Source organism: Nostoc sp. DedSLP04 (assembly GCF_034530775.1).
Classification (GTDB): domain Bacteria; phylum Cyanobacteriota; class Cyanobacteriia; order Cyanobacteriales; family Nostocaceae; genus Nostoc.
Genome location: NZ_JAVRCL010000070.1, coordinates 18,378 through 41,397, shown reverse-complemented (window position 1 = coordinate 41,397; position 23,020 = coordinate 18,378). Strand labels below are relative to the sequence as shown.

The window sequence follows — 23,020 nt, the reverse complement described above, 5'->3', positions numbered from 1 at the left end:
ACTCGTTAACGGAGATAAAAGGTGGATTCATCCAGTTCAAACACTCGTTAACGGAGATAAAAGGTGGATTCATCCAGTTCAAATACTCATTAACGGAGATAAAAGGTGGATTCATCCAGTTCAAATACTCGTTAACGGAGTTCAGAGGTTCATGGATGATATCCTATTTCTCCCACTCCCTCTTTCTCTCACGATTTTTTTATGAGGCGAGTCTCCTTCTGGGTGCATCAAGAACAACTTCCGCGACTGAAAAATCACGTTTAATTTTCAAGCTGTTGAGATAAGCGATCGGATCGTCGGCGTTAAAGGGAGTACCATCGAACAGTTTGATCGGTTGGCGAATATAGCTGATATCCAAACCTAATTCTCGTGCGGCGGTACTGAAAACACGCACGCCACACACCCGTTCCACAACTTCTACCCAATTTCTGGGGAAGGGAGTATCACCCCAACGCGCCAATTGACTCATAATCCAAATTTGCTCAGTACGGCTGGGGCGGTTAATGGCGGACTCAGAATAAAACTGGTGATGGGCATAATCCCGCAACGGATGGTCTAAGTCACAGGTGAGACTATCTGGATCTTCGAGTTGAATGTATTCTAAATCAGTGCTGACGTAATCTCGCCCTGCTAAAATTTGCCGAATTTCTTCGGTATTTTCGGGATTTGCACAATACTGACAAGCTTCTAACAAAGCTTTAGTCAAGGCGATATGCGTATTTGGATAATTTTCTGCCCAATCTTCCCGCACACCAAGAACTTTACCTGGGTGTCCCAGCCAAACTTCTAAGTCGGTAGCGATGGTAAAACCGACACCTTCCACAGCCGCGCGGTAGTTCCAAGGTTCGCCGACGCAGTAACCATCAATGCTTCCAGCTTTTAAATCAGCTACCATCTGCGCTGGGGGAATGGTTTTCATATCCACATCGCTATCGGGGTCAATTCCACCAGCCGCTAGCCAGTAACGCAACAGCAAGTTGTGCATCGATGCGGGATGCACTACGCCCATTGTATGCCGTTGTTCGTGGGTGAGAATCAGATGATTTCTGAAGTCTGATAAGGTTTGCACGCCTTGGTCATAAAAGCGTTTTGCTAAGGTGATGGCGTTACCGTTGCGAGTCATGGTAAGGGCAGTGACAACGGGTAGAGGTTGGTTATTATGTCCTCCCAAAGAAAGCCACATCGGCATCCCTGAAGGCATTTGCGCCGCATCTAAATAACCGCCACTGATGCCATCTTCTATACCCCGCCAGCTACTTTCTCGTACCAGGTTAACTTCATCTAAACCATGCTTGACAAAGAAGCCTTTTTCTTTAGCAACTGCTAAGGGGGCGCAAGCTGTCAGAGGTAAAAAGCCAATTTCTAGGTTAACTTTTTCCAATCCATGACGGGCAACGTCGGCAGTTTTCCGCGCCCGAATTTTCTTGATCCGTTTCTGCTGATTGAGGAAGTAAATCATCTCACTCCGCAAGCTGTAGTAGCTGGGATGTTCTACTACTTCCATCCGCTTCCGGGGTCTGGGAATATCCACTTCTAAAATGTCGCCAATTTTAGATTCGGGGCCGTTGGTTAACATCACGATTCTGTCAGATAACAGCACTGCTTCATCGACATCATGTGTTACCATCACGGCGGTAACTTGATTTTCTTCGCAAATTTGCATCAGTTGTTCTTGCAAATTACCGCGTGTGAGTGCATCTAATGCACCAAATGGTTCATCTAGCAAGAGTAATTTAGGACGAATCGCTAAAGCGCGGGCGATCGCAACTCGCTGCTTTTGTCCGCCAGATAACATTCCCGGTTGTTTATCAGCATGGGGACGCAAACCCACCATATTTATATGTTTTTCGACAATGGCTTGGCGTTCGGCTGCGGGTGAACCTTTCATTACTGAGTCCACAGCGAGGGCAATATTTTCTCTTACCGTCCGCCAAGGTAATAGCGAATAATTTTGGAACACCACCATTCTGTCTGGGCCGGGTTTGGTGATTCTTTGTCCTTCGAGAGTGACAATACCCTCAGTTGGCAAATCCAAACCCGCAATCATATTTAAGAGTGTGGATTTACCGCAACCGGAGTGACCAATTAAAGAAATGAATTCTCCTTTTTTTATTTGGAGGTCGATTCCTTTGAGAGCAATATATTTGCCACCACCAGTTAATTCAAAAACTTTTTCAATTTGATCGACAGCTACGAACATACTTATTTGTCCTTTGTCATTTGTCATTTGTCATTTGTCTTTCGTCATTAGTCTTTTGTCCTTGGTATGTGGTCATTAGTCCTTAGTTTTTTACAAATGACCAATGACTAATGACTAATGACTAATGACTATTTTTGCTCTGCTGGTAAAATCTTGTTTTGCAGCCAGCCCATCGCTTTATCTAGAAGCAACCCAACAACGCCGATATAAACTAGAGCTAAAATTACTTCGCTGACGTTGTTATTTTGATAGGCATCCCAGATAAAAAAGCCGATGCCGACAATACCGGACATGACAATTTCGGCGGCGATAATCGCTAACCAAGCTAAACCGATCGCAATTCTCAACCCAGTAAAGATGTAGGGTAATGCCGCAGGAATCAAGATATTGGTGAAATATTCTTTGCGGCTAAGTTGGAGAACTTTGGCGACGTTGTTGTAATCTTGGGGAATTTGGGTAACGCCGACAGCAGTGTTAATTAAAATTGGCCAAATGGCGGTGATGAAAATTACGAATAAGGCTGCGGGTTCGTTTTGTCGTAAAGCTGCTAAAGAAATCGGAACCCAAGCTAGAGGTGGTACAGTCCGCAGTAGTTGAAAGATGGGGTCTAAAGCTTTGGACATGGTTTTATTCACCCCAATCAAAATGCCCAAGGCAATACCAACGATCGCAGCTAAGGTATAACTGATGGCAACTCGTTGCAGACTAGCGAGAATCTGCCAAAATAGACCTTTATCAATGCCACCTCGGTCATAAAATGGCCAGAAAATTAGAACCCAAGTGTCTTGGATAACTTGTATTGGCCCTGGTAATGTAGCTCCCGGAATCCAAGCGAAGAGTTGCCAGATAATCAGGAAGATTGCGATCGCGATCGTTGGTGGTATCAGGTCAGGAAATTGCTTTTTCAGGCTGGAGATAAAGCTATTATTCAATCTAGGGCTTGCAGGGCGTTTTTGGGCGAGTGTCATGATGCTGTATTCTCCTGAAATTTTATTTTTTATTTGTCATTTGTCCTTTGTCCTTTGCCAGTTACCAATGACCAATGACTAATGACCAATGACTAATGACCAATGACCAATGACCAATGACCAATGACTAAACACTGACCTTTTTGATTTTCAAACTCTTTAAATATTCTTCTGGCTTTTCAGGGTCAAATTTGATGCCATCAAAAAACTCTTCTACACCACGGGATGTATTTGTAGGAATATCAGCAGTAGCAATACCAGCTTCTTTGGCAGCTTCTTTCCAAATATCTTCACGGTTGACTTTGTTGATAAGTTCTCTAGCCTTAGCAGCATTATTGTCTACGTAATCTTTTGGCAAGAATCCCCAACGAACGTTTTCAGTGATAAACCATAAATCGTGACTCTTATATGGATAAGAAACATTACCTTTTCCATCTTTCCAATAGTAAGCAGCCATTGATTTATCATCAATTTTGCGACCATCGCCCATGTCATACTTGCCTTGGTATGGATCTGCCAGTATTTCTGGTGACGAAAGATTGAAATAATTTCGTCCAGCCAGAATTTCAGCCGCTTCTTTGCGGTTGTCAAAATTATCTAACCACTGTTGGGCTTCCATGATTCCTTTTAAAATTGCTTTGGTAGCCTTGGGATTTTTATCAACCCAGTCGCCTCTCATGGCAACATATTCTTCAGGATGATTTTTCCAAATTTCTGCGGTTAATGCTGCTACATAGCCAATTTTTTCTTGAACAAGACGATAAGGCCAGGGGTCGCCTGTACTAAAGGCATCCATTGTTCCTGTTTTCATGTTGGCCACAGTTTGCGCTGCTGGTACTGTGAGCAATTTGACATCTGCATCCGGGTCTAAGCCGCCTGCTGCTAACCAGTAGCGAATCCACAAATCTTGGTTGACATGGGGAAAGGTAAATGCAGCTGTGAAGGGTGTTGAAGATTTTAATTCCTTAAGCAAAGACTTAGCGCTGGCGAGTTGTAAACTAATACCTTTGCCTTGGTGCTTGTTTGCGATCGCAATTCCATTTCCATGCGTAATTAATTGACATAATACATACATGGGAATTTTTTGATTCCCCTTGGTAATTAAACCTTCTGTAATTAAATGTGGCATTGGCATCTGCCATTGACCGCCATCTATACCACCACCAGCAGAACCAATTTCTACGTTGTCCCTTGCTGCACCCCAAGAAGCTTGTTTGGAAAGGTCAACATTAGTCATCCCATACTTGGCAAAAAAGCCTTTTTCTTTAGCAATAATTAAAGGAGCCGCTTCTACAATGGGAATATATCCTAACTTAACTGTAGTAGTTTCTGGTGTTTGTTCGGGGCTAATATTAGCAACCGTTTGAGCAGTTGGCTGTGCTTGAGAGCTTCCACCAGTCAGGTTTTCAGGAGGATTACCCAAACAGCCTTTGAGCAATACAGCACTCGCAGATACTCCGGCTGTGAAGATGAATTTGCGGCGAGAAATTTGATTAAAAAATTCTGTCATAAATATCTCCTGAAAACGTGAATGTTATTTTTTATAGCTATGACAATTTAGGCAAAAAACCTTGTGTTTCTTGCATTATTCATGATTAATCAAGCTATATTTTGCCAAGCGATCGCAGCCATCTCATTAATGAAATAGCTAGCTATATAAAAACTCGGTTAAATTATTGGCTCTGCTTTTCTAGTGTGATGCAGAGGTGTCATTCACCTTGTTGAAATCAGTTTACAGCCTTTGAAGCCGAAATTGTTAACTTGGAGTCGAGATTATTAAATAAATATTAGATTGGATGTATAAGGAAAAGTTTATCTATTTTAGTTAACTATAGGAAGAATTTCTAATATATAAACTCTTATTTATGATGAGTATTATGTTTACCTTATGATTTCCTGTCTTCACTTCTTTTGTAACTTAATTTTAATAGTTATTTGTCATATATAAGTTTTTATTTATCACAACCATTATGTTATCCCTATAATTTAGGAACGCACTGCGGTGAGAGCAAGATGGTAAGGCTGAGAAAGTTGAAGACCTAAGCAAATACCCCAAATAGGTGTATTTATTATCTTGCGATCGCAACTATCTGCCGTTTCCAAACACCACGAAGAAACTATCTCTTCCTTCTAAGTTCTATATGCTTCTTAAGCATTTTCCCCGTCCAGCCACAGCATAAGAGACTGTAAGACTATTCTGATACCAATTCAATTAATGATTGCAACACATCCTTGGCCAAAGACGCGATGAATCGCGTCTCTACAAGGCAAACAATTGGAGTAGTTCAGGTAGTGTATTCGGCGTTAATCTTTACGTAGTCATAACTCAAATCACAACCCCAAGCTTTACCCACACCATAACCATTGCCAACATTAACGGAGATTAACACTGTATCCTGTTGCAGATAAGCACCCACTGATGCTTTTTTCAAATAAGCACTTGCTGCTGCACGGTCAAATTGCAGAGGTTGTCCATTTTCTAACATTAAGAAATTCCCTAGCTTAATTTGCAGGTTTTCTTGCTCAAAGGGCACACCTGCACGTCCGGCGGCGGCGGCGATGCGTCCCCAATTTGGATCGCGTCCAAAGATTGCAGATTTAACTAAGGATGAACCAGCGATGGTTTTGGCTATTTGTCGGGCTGAGAGTTCGTCATGAGCGCCAGTCACTTCTACTTCAATGAGACAGGTTGCGCCTTCACCATCACGAGCGATCGCTTTGGCTAGATGCTGGCAAACTGCTGTTAACATCGCCTCTAATTTCTCTGCTTCTGCGCCCCATTCTGTAATTGCTGGGGTGCGAGATTGACCGTTTGCCAAGGCAATTAAGCTGTCATTGGTGCTGGTGTCACCATCCACAGTGATGGAATTAAAGCTTCTATCAGCTGCCCTTGCTAACATCTGCTGCCAAAGATGAGGCGAAACCACGGCATCACAAGTCACAAATGCCAGCATGGTTGCCATATTAGGGTGAATCATGCCGGAACCTTTGGCAATGCCGCCAATTCTTACCGGGCGATCGCTTATAGTTGTCTGTAGAGCAATGGATTTTGTTACCAAGTCTGTAGTGATAATCGCCCCAGCAGCAGCATCTGAACCTGTTGCTGATAGTGCTGCTACTACTTTAGGAATTCCACTTCGCAAAGCATCCATCTTAATTCTTTGACCAATCACACCAGTGGAAGCCAATAACACAGATTCAGACGAGATGTTCAGGGCTTGGGCTACTGCTAGAGCAGATTCTAGGGTATCAAGGTTGCCTTGAGTTCCTGTCGCGGCGTTTGCTTGTCCAGCGTTGCAGAGGATGGCACGAGCGCTTTGTTTGGCTTGCAAGCGTTGGCGACAATATTCTACGCAGGCAGCTTTCACTTGGCTGGTGGTAAATACACCAGCTGCGATCGCTTCCACCTCTGAGAATATCAAAGCTAAATCTGGCAACCCCGAAGGTTTCAACCCTGCGGTAATTCCCGCCGCCTGATACCCCCTTGGTGCTGTGATACCACCTGTGATTTTTTGCCAATCTGCCATCATTCTTCCTTTACAACTATCAGGTTAGATAGGTCAATATGTACTTTACAAAAGTGCCTTGGAAAAGTTCTCAGTGCTGAGTTAGGAGTTAAGAGTTATTAGTTTTGCCCTACTTCCCCAGTCCCCAGTCCTTTTTATTGTGAGTTTATTTGCTGATGGCAATAATAATGCACCAGTTGGCGATTGGCATAATTGTTTTTACCTTTCTTATGACGAAAAACTAAAACAAAAAAAAGAGAGTTACTTGGGTTGCTCTGTAGATCGTTAGGATACATCTACTTACTAATCTCTCTCATTTACTTTTTAAGGGTTAATACTTATTTATTGAGGCTATTTCTAAAAATTTTGAAATTTATCCGTAAATACCACGAAAATAAAATAAAAAAGAGAGCTACTTAGGCAGCTCTCCAGATCATCAGGGTGCATCTACTTACCACAGCATATCATTTTACGTATGAGGGTTGTCACCAGCTTTTATATGAAGATTGTGTGAAGCAAGACCGGGAAAATACTTAGTCGGGGAATTTGGAATTGGGCATGGGGGATTGGCAGAAGAGGCAGAGGGGAAAAACCTTACTGAAACTTCTCCCCTGCTCCCCTGCTCCCCTGCTCCTCCTACTTCCTCACCCAGCAAAGCTAGCTTGACCGAAACTCTAAGCGTTCAGTTTTTTCTCGACCAATTCGTTAGTCAGCTTAGGATCGGCACGTTTGTCTGTCTTTTTGAGAACTTGTCCGACAAAGAAGCCTTTGAGATTGATATTACCGTTGCGATATTTTTCTAGTTCTTTGGGATTGGCGGCTATGACTTCATCGACAATGGGTTCCAGTACACTAGGATCGGTGATTAACTCAAGACCAGCAAAGGCTTTTTCAGGAGAAATACCACTAAGCAAATCTGGCAACTTTTGTTTAGCTTGAGCATTGCTAATTTTACCCGTTTCAATGCGAGTGATAATATCTGCTAAATTGGTGGGAGTCAGCCCGATTTGACTAATAGTGAGTTTTTGCTTATTGAGGTGTGCGGCAATATCTTGAGTAATCCAGTTGGCAGCAGCTTTGGGATTTGCTCCAGATGCGATCGCAGTTTCAAAATATTCGGCTATTGAACGATCTTCTGTTAACACTCGCGCATCGTAAGCGGAAAGCCCCAACTCATTTTCATAATGATGGCGTTTTTGGGCTGGTAATTCTGGTAGTTCGCTACGCCATTGCTCTAATTGTGCATTTGACACCTCAATTGGTGCTAAATCTGGTTCGGGGAAGTAGCGGTAATCACTAGAACCTTCTTTCACGCGCATACTACTTGTGCATTGAGCGCCTTCTTGCCACAGCCGAGTTTCTTGGATAATGCGATCGCCTGCTTCGATGGCAGCGATTTGGCGTTCAATTTCGTAGTCAATCGCCCGTTGGATGGCGCTGAAGGAGTTCATGTTTTTAATTTCTACCTTGGTGCCAAACTCCTTTCGTCCCACTGGACGCACAGAAATGTTGACATCGCAACGCAGAGATCCTTGTTCCATGTTGCCGTCACTCACGCCGAGATACCGGACAATCCGACGCAATTCTTCGGCATATTCAGCCGCTTCTAGTCCAGAACGCAGATCGGGTTCGGAAACAATTTCTACTAATGGGATACCTGCGCGATTGTAGTCTACCAGAGAATAGGAAGAACCGGAGAGGCGATCGCTACCTGCGTGTACCAATTTTCCTGCATCTTCTTCCATGTGCAGACGCGTGATACCAATGCGTTTGCGAATCGGATTACCCTCAGCATCTACCAACTCAATTTCTAACCAACCGTGTTCTGCGATCGGTAGGTCATATTGAGAAATTTGGTAATTTTTCGGTAAATCTGGATAAAAATACTGCTTACGGTCAAATTTGCTATATTTAGCGATTTGACAATTTAGTGCCAAACCAGCTTTGACGGCGTATTCTAATACTTTTTGATTGAGTACAGGTAAAACCCCAGGTAAACCCATACAAACCGGGTCAATGTTAGTATTGGGGTCAGAGCCGAATGCCGTAGAGCTATTAGAGAAAATCTTGGTATTGGTACTCAGTTGACAATGGGTTTCTAGACCAATAATCGCTTCATACTCAGTTTTTACAGTCGTAGCAGTGGTCATAATATCAATAATTTGGGTATAATCCTTGTAGTGGTACTATTGTAGCGGCGTATTGAGTTGCTCTGAAGACGGTTATTTGGGTGAGCAATGCTTACCTTTTGGGCTTGAAAAGGGAGATGCACATCTAAAGTGAAGAAAATCTTAATCATTGGTTCTGGAGGTGCTGGTAAATCTACCCTAGCCCGCGAATTGGGAACCATATTAAGTTTAGAAGTGATTCACTTGGATGCTTGGTACTGGAATCCTGGTTGGGTTGAGACTCCAAAAACTGAATGACAAAGTATTATCCAAGACCTAACCCGACGAGAATCTTGGATTATGGATGGTAATTATGGCGCTACTCTCGACCTTCGTTTGTCGGTTGCAGATACGGTAATTTTTTTGGACTTTCCCCGGCTTTTATGTTTATCGCGAGTAATTAAACCTCGCTTTATATATGCAGGACAATCTCGATTTGATATGGCATCAGATTGTCTTGAAAGATTGAATTGGGAATTTCTCAAGTATATCTGGTCATACCCAATTACTCATCGCCCTGGAATTTTAGAAAAACTTAGTCAAGTAACACCGAACCAGCAAGTTATTATTCTCTGCAAACCAATAGAAGTTAGAGAGTTTTTGCAAAATATTTCCCACAATTCAGATTTATTCAATTGATTTTTATTAAAAATATCTGAAAAGTAAGTAAAGTATATATTGTTGATTATGTACCGATTGAGTAACATCAACCAAGGTTAAATTACTATAATAAAGTATGAAATTAGGAAATTATGGTAGGGAGCAACTCAAATTATGATTGATGTCAAAACAGCAGTAAATGCTGCCTATGGATACATAAAATCCATACAAGACATGATGGGTTCTTCATTAGGAGATTTGAGACTTGAAGAAGTTGAACTTTCTGAGGATAAAAGCTTCTGGTTGATTACTCTAGGGTTTGATATTCCTAAAAAAGCTCCTAAAAGCCGATTGGAAGACTTAATTCCTTCTTCTCTTGCTTCTACCCCTGTGTTGTATGAACGAGAATATAAACTTTTTAAAGTGAATTCTCAAACTGGCGAAGTAGAAGCAATGAAAATTAGACAAGTATGAAAGATATGATTAATTCCCTAATTCGTCGTTATCACCAAAAGGGAATTTTAATTGATACAAATATCCTACTTCTTTACTTTGTTGGGATGGTCAATCGAGAAAGAATAACCCGATTTAATCGAACGCAGCAATTCCTACCAGAAGATTACGATCTTCTGGTAGGAATCATTAGCAAATTTCGGAAACTTGTAACAACCCCAAATATTTTGACTGAAGTCTCTAACTTTGTCGATAAACTTGTTGAACCTGAACGTTCTCAGTGCTTTACAATATTTGCTCTATTTGTTCAAAATGCTGATATGTTGGATGAATACTATATAAAGAGTTTAGATGCTGTTAATACTGAAAAATTTATCAAATTTGGACTTACTGACAGTGGAATCCTAACTTTATCTAAAAGTAAGTATCTTGTCCTAACTGATGACTTCAAGCTAGCAAATTATCTTCCGAGTGTAGAAGTCGACGTGATTAACTTTAACAATATTCGTGTCTTTAACTGGAAGTAAAAATATGAAATTATTTTGGAAGCGTTAATTTCTATAATTTTTATATAGAAATTAAAAAATGCCTGGGAGTGTTGCCGTGTTTCCACCCCAGACATTTTTTATTCTTAACTTGCTCCTCACACACAAATAGATAATATCACTACTTCTATCAAATGGCAAGTATATTGAGTGACAATTCTAAAACCCCACAGGAAATCCAATTTTTGACAAATTAAAAAGCGCTTGGGAGTGTTGCCGTGTTTCCACCCCAGGCGCTTTTTATTTTTAACTTGCTCCTCACACACGATTAGATAATATCATTGCTTCAATTATAAAGAAAGTATTTAGTGTGACACTTTGTAAACTGCACACCTAATAAGCAATGATTTAGTGTAAAAAGTGACGTACACCAGTTAAGACCATCAGTAAACCCAGTTCGTTGGCAGCAATGATAGAATCTTTATCGCGCAAACTTCCCCCAGGTTGGACAATGGCTGTAATTCCTGCGGCTGCGGCTGTTTTGACTGAATCATCAAAGGGGAAAAATCCATCGCTGGCGAGAGTCGCACCTTTGGCTTTTTCTCCAGCTTGTTCTAAAGCAATTTTAACTGAGCCGACGCGGTTCATTTGACCAGCACCTACTCCTAGTGTAGTGCGATCGCTTGTGACAACAATGGCATTCGATTTAACGTGTTTGCAAACTTTCCACGCAAACAGCAATTCCGCTAATTCGTCGGGTGTGGGTTGACGTTCGGTAACTATTTGCCATTGACTGGTGTCAGCAATTATATCATCGCTAGTTTGGACAAGAAAACCACCTGCGATCGCTTTCACTGTATCCTTAGGGCCACTGCTCAAATCAGCTAGAGTTAAAACCCGCACGTTAGATTTCTTTGCTAGGATTTCTTGAGCTTCAGCTTCACAACTTGGTGCAACCACACACTCTAAAAATGTTTTAGTTAACTCGCTAGCTGTAGCCGCATCAATCGGACGGTTGAGTGCGACAATTCCACCAAAGGCAGAAGTAGAATCGGCGTTGAAAGCTTTTTGATACGCTTCGGAAATAGTACTTCCCAATGCCGTACCACAGGGATTTGTATGTTTGATAATCGTTGCTGCTGGGGTATCAGTGAATTCCGCAATAATTTGGCGTGCAGCTTCTAAATCAACTAAATTATTGTAACTAAGTTCTTTGCCTTGCAATTTTGTAGCAGCTGCCCATCCTGTTGGGGTAGTACCAGTTTGATACCAGCTGGCGGGTTGATGAGGGTTTTCGCCGTAACGCAGAGATTGCAATTGTGTGCCGCTAAGGGTGTACTGCTGTGCCTCTGCGAGGTAAGATGCGATCGCGCGATCGTAGCTAGCAGTGTGCGAGAATCCTTTTAATGCCGCCTTTTGCCGAAACTCTAGGGATGCTTCGCCGTTATTTTGCCGCAATTCCTCTAAATACTCGTCATACTGTGCGGGATCGCATAATACAGCCAAATGGGCGAAATTTTTCGATGATGCCCGTAGCATAGCCGGGCCACCGATATCAATTTGTTCAACAGCCTCTAATAATGTTACCCCTGGTTTAGCGATCGTTTCCTCAAAAGGATAAAGATTCACCACCACTAAATCAATCGGGCGAATTTGGTTATTTTCCAAATCTGTAATATCTTGAGGAACATCCCGCCGTGCCAAAATTCCGCCATGAATTCGGGGATGTAGCGTTTTAACTCGACCACCTAAAATTTCTGGCGAACCTGTATAATCAGCAACCTTAGTAACTGGGAGTCCAGCATCTTTGAGTGCTTGGGCTGTTCCCCCACTGCTGATTAAATCAAAGTCGAATTCTTCAACCAAGCTACGGGCGAGGTCAATTAAACCAGTTTTGTTAGATACACTCAGCAGGGCTAGACGCGCCATTGATCGATTCCTTAAAAGTAGGCTAGAAGCGAAGGATCTCAAGTTTTGCATAAGCCTTGGTTCACTTCAAGACCATGAGGAATAATATTGACTCGTGTAATTTATCTGCTTACATCCCCCCCAGTTAGCACTGTCGAAAATGCTGGAAATAAGGACTAAGTAGGCTTAGTCTCTAATATTTGCGATCGCCTAAACTAAAAGTAAGCATCTTTTCCCTACATAACACCTATGGTTCAGTCTTCTAATCAACGCCTCACCTTAGAAGAATTTCTCGCACTTCCCGAAGGAGATATTACATACGAGTTTGTTAATGGTGAAGCTGTACCTAAATATAAAGATAATGAGATGTCACCAAAATTTTTTCATGGCTCGACTACTGGTGCTTTATTTATACTACTGTCTGCGTGGGCACAAGCAAAGGGTCGAGTTGTGATTGAATGGGCAATTAAACTAACACGAAATCAACAAGATTGGATGCCTGTAGCCGATCTGACCTATATTTCTCATAACCGTCTTCCTGCTGATTGGCTATTAGACGAAGTTTGTCCTGTCGCACCTGAATTAGTTATCGAAATCATTTCACCTGGTCAAACTTTTGGTGAAATTGCCGAAAAAGCGACTGATTATCTGAAAGCTGGTGTTTCTCGTGTTTGGGTGGTTGATACAAAAGCTAGAACTGTAACTGTATTTGCGCCATCTTCCTTACCGATTACTTATCGATCTCATCAAATAATTACTAATGATTTACTACCTGAATTGGAAATTACGCCTCATGCAATCTTTCAACAAGCTGGATTAAATCCCTAAAGTTTCATTAGGAATCAACAGTTTTTAGCGATCGCTACTTTATGGCATCTAGCGAACTGAATCTTCTCAATACGATCCTACTTGAAGATGAAGCAGAGAACAAATAGTTAATGTAAAGCAGCAAATGCCACTAAATACTAAGTCTGCTTAAAGAGATAGGATCTATGTATAAAAGTAGAATTTTAGGAGTAAACCTCTGTCTTTACAAGCCATTACCGTTCCCACAGCAACTTCTCAACCCGCAGCAGGCTTAATTGTCACTTTGCATGGTTGGGGTGCTAATGCTGAGGATGTAGCATCTTTGTTACCATTGCTCAACTTACCCGATTACCAGTTTGTATTGCCCAATGCACCTTATCCTTATCCCTATTCCCCGATAGGGAGGGCATGGTATGAGCTGCGGGGGGAAAATATGTATCAAGGTTTGGCAGAAAGTCGGCAACTGCTAACAGATTTCTTGGAATCTTTAGAAAGTACCACTGGCATACCTTTGTCACGTACCATTTTGAGTGGATTTTCTCAAGGCGGAGCAATGACTTTAGATGTCGGCTCAAAATTGCCCTTAGCAGGTTTAGTTGTCATGAGTGGGTATTTACATCCTGACGCGCTAACGGCAGCTAAAAGTGGGATTGGGCCGACTTTAATCACTCACGGTAAATATGATGAAGTTGTGCCCCTGCAAGCTGCTTTGAAGGCACGAGAAACTCTCAAGTCTCTTGGAGTGGCGGTAGAATACCACGAATTTGATATGGGGCATGAAATAGATCCAAAAACGTTAGAGGTGCTACGAAATTTCGTTGTAAATACAATTGCTTAGTCAGGATTACGAATTTTTTATAAATTCTGGTACAAATTCTGACAATTTTCACGAACTTAATGACTTCTAATGAGTAATATATATTGGGTGGCTGCGAAAGAGCGCAACTTAACCCATGCTGAAGGCGAGTGCTGCATAAGGGAGGGGCAAGTATTATGACAACTCTAAGCATTTCCCAAAAAGAAATTGCTGCCATGAGTGCAGTAGAAGTAGAAGAACTAGCTACACGTCTGGAACTGGATAATTATAGTAATGCTTTTGAGGGTTTAAATGATTGGCATCTATTGCGAGCGATCGCATTTCAGCGTCCAGAGTTAGTTGAACCCTATATCTACCTCTTAGACTTGGAACCCTACGATGAAGCGTAACAATTTTGGATTTTAAATTTTAGATTTTAGATTGGGGTCAACTGGCTACAATCAGAGATTATCAGGGGTTAATGTCTCACTTGCTTAATCCGAAAGTACCAATGCAATCTCCTTTAAATCCAAAATCCAAAATCCAAAATCTAAAATTGAACAGGGTTCTCATTGGTGTAGGTGGCGGTATCGCCGCCTACAAAATCTGTGAATTGGTTTCGACACTGTTTAAAACTGGGGTGGAAATCCGAGTCATCCTCACCCGTTCGGCGCAAAAATTTATCACGCCTCTGACAATATCCACCCTATCTCGTCATCCCGCTTACACAGATGATGATTTTTGGCAACCAACTCACTCTCGTCCGTTGCATATTGAGTTGGGTGAATGGGCAGATATTATGGTAATTGCCCCTTTGACAGCTAATACATTAGCAAAGCTAGCCTACGGGATGGCAGATAATTTACTCACAAATACTGTGCTGGCTTCTACTTGTCCGGTGCTGTTAGCACCCGCAATGAATACTGATATGTGGGAACAGCGATCGGTGCAGCGAAATTGGCAACAGCTATTAATCGATAGCCGATATCATGGGATGAATACAGCATCAGGATTGTTAGCGTGCGATCGCGTTGGTGCTGGTAGATTAGCAGAACCTCCAGAAATTTTGGCTCACATCCAATCGCTGTTACACACTCAAGGCAAACGAGATTTAGTAGGTAAACGAGTCTTAATTAGTGCTGGGGGAACGCGAGAGTTTTTCGATCCAGTGAGGTTTATTGGTAATCCTTCTACAGGTAAAATGGGATTAGCTTTAGCGCAAGCCGCATTTCATCGAGGCGCAAACGTCACTCTGGTACATGGCCCAGCTAATTGGAATGTACCATTGGGAGTACAAGCGATTCCTGTTGTTAATGCCGAGCAAATGCAGCACGTCATGGTGGAATGTTTGCCCAATGCTGATGTCATTGTGATGTCAGCAGCCGTGGCAGATGTGAAGCCACGAGATTATAGTACAGAGAAATTGCCCAAGCGATCGCTTCCCCAAGCTTTACCTTTGGAAGCAGTACCGGATATAGTTGCCCAGTTAGCACAACTCAAACAGCCGCATCAAAGATTAATTGGTTTTGCTGCACAAACTGGCGATATTGTCAAACCGGCATTAGAAAAGTTACACAATAAAAAACTCGATGCTATTGTTGCCAATCCTATCGATCGAGCTGATAGTGGTTTTGGTAGCGATAATAATCAAGCGATATTTTTAGATAGTCAAGGAAATCAGGTAAAAATTGCACCTTGTTCTAAATTAGAAATGGCGCATCAATTATTTGATTTTGTCATTACCGAATTTTAGATTTTCAATTTTGCAGAAAGTAGAGGTATAGCAACCGCCAAGATGGTTAGGACAAACGGTATAATCTCTGATTAAAGTACGATTGGATACTGACTAAACATTCAGTACAAGAACAGATCGTGCCAAAACCCTACAGTTACGACTTACGTCAGAAGGTAATTCAGGCAATTGAGTTAGACGGGATGAACAAGAGTAAAGCGGCTCAAGTTTTTCAAATCAGTCGAAATACAATCAACCTTTGGCTTCAACGAAAAGTCAGCACGGGAGATTATAAAGCCTTACCAAATCAACCACTCTTGTAATGGTCACAAAATTACTGACTGCTGCTATAGCATTGGGATTTAAACGCATCATGATTTTCTTTCGTTCTGTCAATGCAATTATAGAATTAGCATGAAAATTCACATATTAAGTGATTTGCATCTTGAATTTAAACCCTTTAATACTCCTGATATAAATGCGGATATTGTTGTTTTAGCTGGAGATATTGATTTAAGAGAAAGAGGAATAAAATGGGCAATTCAAAATATTCCCAATAAACCAGTGATATATGTATTAGGTAATCATGAATACTATGGAAGTGCTTATCCAAGACTTGTTGAGAAACTGAAAGATTATTCATTAGGAACTAATGTTCATGTTCTAGAGAATGATTTAGTTACCATTGAAGATGTAAATTTTTTAGGTTGTACCTTATGGACTGATTTTAAACTGTTTGGTGAACCACGTATGGCAGGTGTAGAAGCTAGTCAAGTCATGAACGATTACAAAAAAATTAGATTAAGTCCTCAATACTCAAAATTAAGAACAACTGACACAGCCATAATTTGTAAAAACTCAGTTAATTGGTTAAAAAATACATTATCTGGCTTGTCTAATAAAAATGTAATTATCAGTCATCATGCTCCTAGTGCAAAGTCTATACCTTTTCAATATAAAGAAGATATTTTAAGTGCTGCTTATGCTTCAAATCTTGATACCTTAGTTGAGGAGTCTGGAGCATTATTATGGATTCATGGCCACATTCACAATCAATTAGATTATCAAATCGGTTTGACTCGCGTTATTTGTAATCCGCGTGGTTATCCAGATGAACCAAATAATTACTTTAATCCAGGATTATCAGTGGAGATATAATAAATAGTTCAGAAGACAGGAGAAACCCGCTTTCTACCTCAATACAGTTCAGTTAAAATGATGAAATTACTGAACCATTAGCTGGATAACAAAAGCTATATTCAGCATTCAAGGATATGGGTGCATATAGTTATTGATTATGAATCAGCTTACAACAAAATCTTGGCAAGAAGTCCGCGCTGCTTTTAAAAGAATCTGGGGTTATGAAGATTTCCGTCCACCACAGGGAGAAATTGTCAGCAGTTTATTGTCACAAAAAGATGCGCTGATTATTATGCCTACAGGTGGCGGTAAGTCGATTTGTTTTCAACTTCCCGCACTGCTACAAACAGGATTAACCTTGGTAGTTTCGCCCTTGGTGGCGTTGATGGAAAATCAAGTTCAGGAACTACTACAAAGCCACCAAAAAGCAGCGCTTTTACATAGTGAATTGTCTTCATCTCAACGCCGTGCAACTCTGCAAGCTTTAGAACGTCAACAGCTAAGATTACTTTATTTATCGCCCGAAACTTTGCTCAGTGTCCCAGTGTGGGAAAGATTATGCCACCCGCAATTGCAAATTAATGGTTTGATTTTAGATGAAGCTCATTGTTTAGTGCAGTGGGGTGATACTTTTCGCCCAGCTTATCGCAGATTAGGGGCGGTGCGTCCGGCATTGCTCAAATCAAAACCACCAGGAACAAAAATTAGTATCGCCGCTTTTACTGCTACTGCTGATCCCTCAGCCCAAAAAACTATTCAAACAGTTTTACAATTACAGCAACCAGAGATTTTCCGCTTGAATCCTTACCGTCCGAATTTGCATCCCAGCGTTCGCATCGCTTGGACACCACGAGGTAGGAAACAACAATTATTAAAGTTTATTCAAAATAGACCGCAACAATCGGGATTAGTTTATGTTCGCACTCGGAGAGATAGCGAAGATTTAGCCCAATGGTTAGCAGAGATGGGTTACGCTACAGCTAGTTATCATGCGGGATTGGGTGCAACAGAACGCCGTGAAGTAGAAGCAAGCTGGTTAAGTGGCAAAATTCCCTTTGTTGTATGTACCTGTGCGTTTGGCATGGGGATAAATAAAAGCGATGTTCGCTGGGTAGCACATTTTCACGCGCCGCATCTGCTATCTGAATATGTGCAAGAAATTGGCCGCGCTGGAAGGGATGGGAAACCAGCAGAAGCGTTGACATTGGTGAGTGAACCTACAGGGTGGTTAGATTCAGGGGATAAGCAAAGACAGGAGTTTTTTCAAGAACAAATGCGATCGCAACAACAAATAGCGCAGCAACTTGTGAAAAAATTACCAAAACAGGGAGAAGTGAATGCAGTAACTCGACAATTTCCCGAAGGTGCAACGGCGCTAGCTTTACTCCATAGCAATGGTCAGCTAAACTGGCTCGATCCTTTCCATTACAGCATTGGGCAAAAAGCCGGAAATCAGCCACCGACGCAATTACACGCTGCTAAACAGATGCAGCAATACCTAACAACTAAGCAGTGTCGTTGGCAGTTTTTGTTAAATGCCTTTGGTTTTGATAAAGAAGCAGCTAACCTGCGTTGCGGACATTGCGACAATTGCCGCTAAGTTAAAAGGACGGTTATAAACCGCAACTACAAAAGCGGGATGATTTGGCAACTTCTAAAATTCCCCCCTACAACGCCAGTTTCAAGAACTTGCCCCAATTCATCCCACTGTTGTGCAAAGTCCTTTTTTGTTTCCCCTGCTCCCCTGACTTAGATACCCGTCAAGAAACAGCGATCGCCTTTATTCTTTGTCGACCGGATTCAAAAACCTTTACTTATCGGTCAAGGTGCAAACGATCCGCGAGTGAAACAATCAGAAAGCGATCAAATTGTCAACGCAATGCAGCAAGCTGGTTTACCTGTGCAATATGCACTTTATACAGATGAAGGACATGGTTTTGCCAGACCAGAAAATCGCTTGCACTTTTTTGCGATCGCAGAAGATTTTCTCGCCAAATACTAGTTTTAACAGGTTAAATTAAATTGCCAAAGTCAGAATCTACCAGAGGGGCCACTAGTAGAGTTTGGCGGAATAACTAAAGGAGTCTTACTTCCATAAAAAGTAATACCATTATCCTTGAGTAGAGAAAACCAAGGATCTTTTGATACATAATCGACTTTTTTAGATAAATGCCCTTGTAGATTAGCTTCATAACAAAGGAGCCATTGCTCACCATAAAGTTCATCTTCATTTAAAAATTGTTCCCATGTACTTGTATCTAAACTTTCTTTAATCTGCCCTTGCTTTCGTGCATTTAAAGCTAAAATTGCTACTATAGAATCTTCCATTTTAGAAATAGACTCTGTAGCTAGCTTGTTAATTGATAAGTTAAAAACCATTGCTGACCATATAGCCCAAGCAACTTCACTGCTATGTCCAAGTATTGCATTTCTGTAGATTTGAAAGTTAATAACTTCTTCAAGCAAGGATAAGTTAATGTTATATTTGTTTATCTTCTTTTCTTGAATTATTGAAAGAGAATCACGTAAAGTACTAGGCTCAATAGTAATTGACTGTAAAAGAAGACTTTCAAGAAGAGACCAATTATTTATATCAAGATTGCTAATATTACTAATTCGCGCAACTGCATATTTAAGTACTGGTTCCCCAGGGAATTCATTTCTAAGTTGAAATGCTTTATCAAAATAACGAATAATATCTTGCATTTGTGCAAGCCCATTTTCGCTAAATTTATAGTCAGATAGTTCTAAAACCCATATTGAATCCAAAGAACATGGTAACTCAAGAATTTTGGTTTTCTCAAAGTTAATAGTTAATTCAAACTCTGAAAGTACCTGTTGAATTTGGCTTAAAGCTGATTCAGCATCTGAAATATTTTGAAATACAAACTCATAATCATCACTATAACGAAAGCCTTTAAATGGATAGTTACAAGTATTTTTTAATCGCTTTTCTAGTTCTATATCTGTTGTACAAAGTATCAGTTCGGCAATGACTAATGAAGTATCTGGGCCTATAGGGATACCTAGTGTTTGACCATCTTGACTATTTCTCAAAATTTTATCAAGATTATTTCCCATAAGATTCATATCATTTCTCTGTTGTTTAGCTAATGATTTTCCATGTATTGCCCAGGGAATACTGTGAGTGTAAATAGATTGATAAAATCGAGAAATATCTGTATGTAATATATATCGCCCAGCTATTCTATTTTTAGCTCTTTCAACAGGAATTAAGTAGAAATCAAGTACAGGCGAAATAGAACGTTCACGTTGTGGATGAGGAGTATGAGTAGGCTTACTTTTTGAAAAATTAGAACGTTTGATTATTTGATTAACTGTAGACCAATTAGTATCTAATAAATTAGAAATTTCTAAGAAAAATACTGGGTTTGGAATACCTAAGTTTCTTCTTAATGAGTTGTATCTAACATGATTGTGACTATAAATTTTTGCAGTTCTCTTAGGGTAACGTGGAAAATCTATTTTTCCAGATGTAGCAAAGTCAGCGAGGGAAATAGTATTAAAAGGAGGAGGCAGTTCTTTTGGGAAATATCCTCTAGCTATTAAATCTTTGCTATTCATCTTTAGTATTTTAGGATTACATAACTTACTATAAGATATGTTGCCTTGAAATCGAGATGAAAGCAATCGTAATTGCAGTTAATGAATGGAGTAACTGTACTCAAGCAAGGTTTTTGTACAATAAAGTAGCTCCTTCAGCCGCAACTAAGTAAGAAAACTGCGAAATCGCACCTCTAAAATCATTTATTCTGTCTGCCTTTTACATTTAAACTAAGAAATGGCATTACCCGCATTGCTTTCTCCAGCGTTGAGTACTTGCTCTGCGGTTAATTGTAATTCTGGGAAAATAGTAGAAGCGATCGCACTGTTTCCTGTAAATCTGGTTTCTTCATAAAACCCGTCAACTAATATCAGTACGGTAACTACATTTATTTGTGGATCGACAATCCAATATTCAGCAATTCCCCTTGCGGCATACTCGGAACGTTTGTAGCGATAGTCTCGATCTTCATTAGCTTTGCCAGGAGAAACAACTTCGACAACTAATGCTGGAGGAGGCATATCCAAAGTGATTGTAGATCGCGTTGCACCTTCTAAGGCTGTTGCAAGTTCATCCGTCAGCACAACTAAGTCAGGAATGCGAGTTGTCGCGCGAGAACCAGCAACAACAATTTCAACTTTGTTACTTAACTGATTAACTGGGACAAACTTGAGGAAATTGATCAGCAAAAAGAGAGATATCTGGGCATTTTTTGGGCTTTCGGGTGGTATTGCAACTAACTCACCTGCCACAAGTTCATATTGGCTATCCGTGCCATCATCACACTTCAAATATTCCTCAAGCGTTAGACCTTTGCCAGCGATCGCAGTCATTGAATTATTCAATCCTAAATCCAAAATTTGTCAGTAGGAAAATACTAGAACAGCATTTAAAACTCAGTACACTTCGTCATGAGTGCCAATATCAATTAGCAAAATTTCCTCTTCCCCAGATTCTATATTTTGCACGAAGTTAAAGACAATGCGACAATCATAGTCCACTGAACACGCCCAAGCTCCAGACAGTTTGCCTTTAAGTTTATGAGTCTGCAACAATGGATCAAATGGATCGGCGGTTAGTAGTGCTAACCGCTCTCCAATCCGCTCTTGTAATTCTGGCTGTCGTCGTACCAATCGCTTAAATGCTCGTTTAAACGATGATGCCAAAACTACAGTTATCACTTGCGTAACTCATCCATTATTTGAGTAACTGTACCACGGAACACTTTTCCCGACTGGTATTCTACTTGTGCTTGAGCGATATTAGCAGCAATTTCAGATCGCCGCCGTTCTGCCAACCTATGACTTATCAGATCAATTAATGTTTCTTGTTCATCTACTGATAAGTCTTCGATGCTTTCTAGAACTTGATCTAACCTGGAAACTGAAGTCATTATTTATTCTTACCTTGTTTGCAGTACATAACTATTACGTATGCCTAAAATTGCTGCAAAAACCGCAAATCACTAGCATACAACCGACGAATATCATCGATTTGATGTAACACCATTGCAAAGCGTTCTACACCAAAACCGGCAGCAAACCCTGTATAAACTTCTGGGTCATAACCCACAGACTTAAGTACATTTGGATCGACCATACCGCAGCCCATCACCTCCAGCCAGCGCCCATTCCACTGCAAATCTACTTCAGCCGAAGGTTCGGTAAACGGGAAATAACTGGCGCGGAAGCGAATTGGTAAATCGCCAAATATTGCTTGTAAAAATACCTTAATTGTGCCTTTGAGGTCTGTAAAAGTTAGTCCCTCATCAATGGCTAAAAGTTCTATTTGATGGAAAACTGCTGAGTGAGTCGCGTCTACATTATCTCGCCGATAAACTCGCCCTGGAGCCACAACCCGAATCGGTGGTTCTTCTCTTTCCATGTAACGAATTTGCACTGATGAGGTATGAGTCCGTAAAAGATTCCCATCTGGCAGATAGAAGGTATCCTGCATATCACGGGCGGGATGGTCAGGCGGGGTGTTGAGAGCCTCGAAATTATAGTAATCTGTTTCCATCTCTGGCCCTTGAGCCACGGTATAGCCCATACCGACAAAGATATCCAGCGCCCGGTCGATAATTCCATTGAGAGGATGAATCCGACCTTGGGGGCTGTAAATTCCCGGCATAGTTACATCCAGAGTTTCCGCCTCTAGCAAAGCTTGAATTTGCGCAGCTTCTAAGGCAGCACGTTGCTGGTCTAGACTAGTTTGCAGGGATTCTTTGACTGTATTGGCGATCGCTCCAATTTTTGGTCGTTCCTCTGCACTCATCTGCCCCATACTTCGCAACAGTGCCCCCAATTCGCCTTTTTTACCCAGATAGTTAACTCTGAGTTCCTCCAGACGTTCTAAGGTGTCGGCGGCTGCGATCGCTTTTTCTCCTTCTTGCCGCAGTGCTAAAAGTTGAGCTTCTAAATTGCTAGTCATTAGTTATTAGTCATTGGTCATTAGTCATTAGTCTATAGTCAAAAGCTGTGAACTGGTCGATAAATAAACTTACAGTCATAGCATTAACATCAGCTAAAGGTGAGGGTTGAAACCAAACCTCTGTTTATCAGTTATAGACGATTGGGCTAGTACAGCGGTCGTGTAAATCCAGCTAACATCTCACTTAACCAGACTTAGAGATTGAGCAACTTGTCTTAAAAGTAGGCAAAATTTTGCCACACACTCTAGTGAGTATAAATAT

At 41.1% G+C, this 23,020-nt stretch carries 22 protein-coding genes and 1 pseudogene; 12 read left to right on the top strand and 11 right to left on the bottom strand.

All coding sequences use genetic code 11. The features are described 5' to 3' along the window. Positions 1-199: 199 nt before the first annotated feature. From RMX89_RS29260 to gatB, 5 genes are all read right to left on the bottom strand, one after another. Complete coding sequence (locus RMX89_RS29260; RefSeq protein WP_322691391.1) at positions 200-2,206, bottom strand: nitrate ABC transporter ATP-binding protein; 2,007 nt, start codon at positions 2,204-2,206, stop codon at positions 200-202. Between the two features lie 122 nt (positions 2,207-2,328). Continuing rightward, positions 2,329-3,168: a nitrate ABC transporter permease gene (gene ntrB / locus RMX89_RS29255; RefSeq protein WP_322691387.1), complete on the bottom strand. Its 840-nt coding sequence runs from the start codon at positions 3,166-3,168 to the stop codon at positions 2,329-2,331. A 127-nt stretch (positions 3,169-3,295) separates the two neighbouring features. Further along, positions 3,296-4,678 carry a CmpA/NrtA family ABC transporter substrate-binding protein gene (locus RMX89_RS29250; RefSeq protein WP_322691386.1) on the bottom strand — a complete coding sequence of 461 codons (1,383 nt, stop codon included), beginning with the start codon at positions 4,676-4,678 and terminating at the stop codon, positions 3,296-3,298. 775 nt (positions 4,679-5,453) lie between these two features. Beyond that, complete coding sequence (argJ, locus tag RMX89_RS29245; RefSeq protein ID WP_322691390.1) at positions 5,454-6,695, bottom strand: bifunctional ornithine acetyltransferase/N-acetylglutamate synthase; 1,242 nt, start codon at positions 6,693-6,695, stop codon at positions 5,454-5,456. 653 nt (positions 6,696-7,348) lie between these two features. Then, positions 7,349-8,824 carry an Asp-tRNA(Asn)/Glu-tRNA(Gln) amidotransferase subunit GatB gene (gene gatB, locus RMX89_RS29240; protein WP_322691385.1) on the bottom strand — a complete coding sequence of 492 codons (1,476 nt, stop codon included), beginning with the start codon at positions 8,822-8,824 and terminating at the stop codon, positions 7,349-7,351. Positions 8,825-8,953: 129 nt separating this feature from the next. Here gatB and RMX89_RS29235 point away from each other — a divergent pair, with 129 nt between their 5' ends. The 4 genes from RMX89_RS29235 (at position 8,954) to RMX89_RS29220 (ending at position 10,422) form a co-directional block, all read left to right on the top strand. After that, the gene (locus tag RMX89_RS29235; RefSeq protein WP_322691384.1) at positions 8,954-9,100 is read left to right on the top strand and encodes a hypothetical protein; all 147 of its coding nucleotides are present in this window, start codon (positions 8,954-8,956) and stop codon (positions 9,098-9,100) included. A 42-nt stretch (positions 9,101-9,142) separates the two neighbouring features. After that, positions 9,143-9,481, top strand: a complete 339-nt coding sequence (locus RMX89_RS29230; RefSeq protein WP_322691383.1) for a hypothetical protein — start codon at positions 9,143-9,145, stop codon at positions 9,479-9,481. A gap of 135 nt (positions 9,482-9,616) precedes the next feature. Then, a complete protein-coding gene (locus tag RMX89_RS29225; RefSeq protein WP_322675481.1) occupies positions 9,617-9,916 on the top strand; it encodes a hypothetical protein in 300 nt (99 codons plus the stop codon). Between the two features lie 5 nt (positions 9,917-9,921). Further along, a complete protein-coding gene (locus RMX89_RS29220) occupies positions 9,922-10,422 on the top strand; it encodes a PIN domain-containing protein (protein WP_322691382.1) in 501 nt (166 codons plus the stop codon). 366 nt (positions 10,423-10,788) lie between these two features. Here RMX89_RS29220 and purH read toward each other — a convergent pair whose 3' ends face one another. After that, a complete protein-coding gene (gene purH, locus RMX89_RS29215; protein ID WP_322691381.1) occupies positions 10,789-12,309 on the bottom strand; it encodes a bifunctional phosphoribosylaminoimidazolecarboxamide formyltransferase/IMP cyclohydrolase in 1,521 nt (506 codons plus the stop codon). 228 nt (positions 12,310-12,537) lie between these two features. Here purH and RMX89_RS29210 point away from each other — a divergent pair, with 228 nt between their 5' ends. The 8 genes and pseudogenes from RMX89_RS29210 (at position 12,538) to RMX89_RS29175 (ending at position 18,765) form a co-directional block, all read left to right on the top strand. Next, complete coding sequence (locus RMX89_RS29210; protein ID WP_322691380.1) at positions 12,538-13,116, top strand: Uma2 family endonuclease; 579 nt, start codon at positions 12,538-12,540, stop codon at positions 13,114-13,116. A 211-nt stretch (positions 13,117-13,327) separates the two neighbouring features. After that, a complete protein-coding gene (locus tag RMX89_RS29205; protein WP_416211849.1) occupies positions 13,328-13,933 on the top strand; it encodes an alpha/beta hydrolase in 606 nt (201 codons plus the stop codon). Positions 13,934-14,088: 155 nt separating this feature from the next. Then, the gene (locus RMX89_RS29200; RefSeq protein WP_094351471.1) at positions 14,089-14,301 is read left to right on the top strand and encodes a DUF2555 domain-containing protein; all 213 of its coding nucleotides are present in this window, start codon (positions 14,089-14,091) and stop codon (positions 14,299-14,301) included. A 101-nt stretch (positions 14,302-14,402) separates the two neighbouring features. Further along, a complete protein-coding gene (gene coaBC, locus RMX89_RS29195) occupies positions 14,403-15,644 on the top strand; it encodes a bifunctional phosphopantothenoylcysteine decarboxylase/phosphopantothenate--cysteine ligase CoaBC (protein WP_322691379.1) in 1,242 nt (413 codons plus the stop codon). 119 nt (positions 15,645-15,763) lie between these two features. Continuing rightward, positions 15,764-15,965, top strand: a pseudogene (locus RMX89_RS29190) (IS630 transposase-related protein); the annotation flags it as partial. A gap of 72 nt (positions 15,966-16,037) precedes the next feature. After that, positions 16,038-16,781: a metallophosphoesterase gene (locus tag RMX89_RS29185; protein WP_322691378.1), complete on the top strand. Its 744-nt coding sequence runs from the start codon at positions 16,038-16,040 to the stop codon at positions 16,779-16,781. A 139-nt stretch (positions 16,782-16,920) separates the two neighbouring features. Continuing rightward, positions 16,921-18,363, top strand: coding sequence for an ATP-dependent DNA helicase RecQ (locus tag RMX89_RS29180; RefSeq protein ID WP_322691377.1), 1,443 nt, complete (start codon positions 16,921-16,923; stop codon positions 18,361-18,363). A gap of 153 nt (positions 18,364-18,516) precedes the next feature. Next, positions 18,517-18,765 (top strand): alpha/beta hydrolase family protein, encoded by a 249-nt coding sequence (locus RMX89_RS29175; protein WP_322691389.1) that lies wholly within the window; start codon positions 18,517-18,519, stop codon positions 18,763-18,765. 29 nt (positions 18,766-18,794) lie between these two features. On the opposite strand, the gene RMX89_RS29170 is transcribed toward RMX89_RS29175, so the two are convergent. The 5 genes from RMX89_RS29170 to pheS form a co-directional block, all read right to left on the bottom strand. Beyond that, the gene (locus tag RMX89_RS29170) at positions 18,795-20,348 is read right to left on the bottom strand and encodes an RNA-directed DNA polymerase (RefSeq protein ID WP_322691376.1); all 1,554 of its coding nucleotides are present in this window, start codon (positions 20,346-20,348) and stop codon (positions 18,795-18,797) included. Between the two features lie 210 nt (positions 20,349-20,558). Further along, positions 20,559-21,161 carry a Uma2 family endonuclease gene (locus tag RMX89_RS29165; protein WP_322691388.1) on the bottom strand — a complete coding sequence of 201 codons (603 nt, stop codon included), beginning with the start codon at positions 21,159-21,161 and terminating at the stop codon, positions 20,559-20,561. Between the two features lie 63 nt (positions 21,162-21,224). Beyond that, the gene (locus tag RMX89_RS29160; RefSeq protein WP_190730806.1) at positions 21,225-21,509 is read right to left on the bottom strand and encodes a type II toxin-antitoxin system YafQ family toxin; all 285 of its coding nucleotides are present in this window, start codon (positions 21,507-21,509) and stop codon (positions 21,225-21,227) included. Continuing rightward, complete coding sequence (locus tag RMX89_RS29155) at positions 21,506-21,721, bottom strand: hypothetical protein (protein WP_322675258.1); 216 nt, start codon at positions 21,719-21,721, stop codon at positions 21,506-21,508. The genes RMX89_RS29160 and RMX89_RS29155 overlap by 4 nt, the downstream gene beginning before the upstream one ends. A 44-nt stretch (positions 21,722-21,765) precedes the next feature. Continuing rightward, entirely contained in the window at positions 21,766-22,758 is a 993-nt protein-coding gene (gene pheS, locus RMX89_RS29150) for a phenylalanine--tRNA ligase subunit alpha (RefSeq protein ID WP_229490194.1), read from the bottom strand. Between the last annotated feature and the right edge of the window lie 262 nt (positions 22,759-23,020).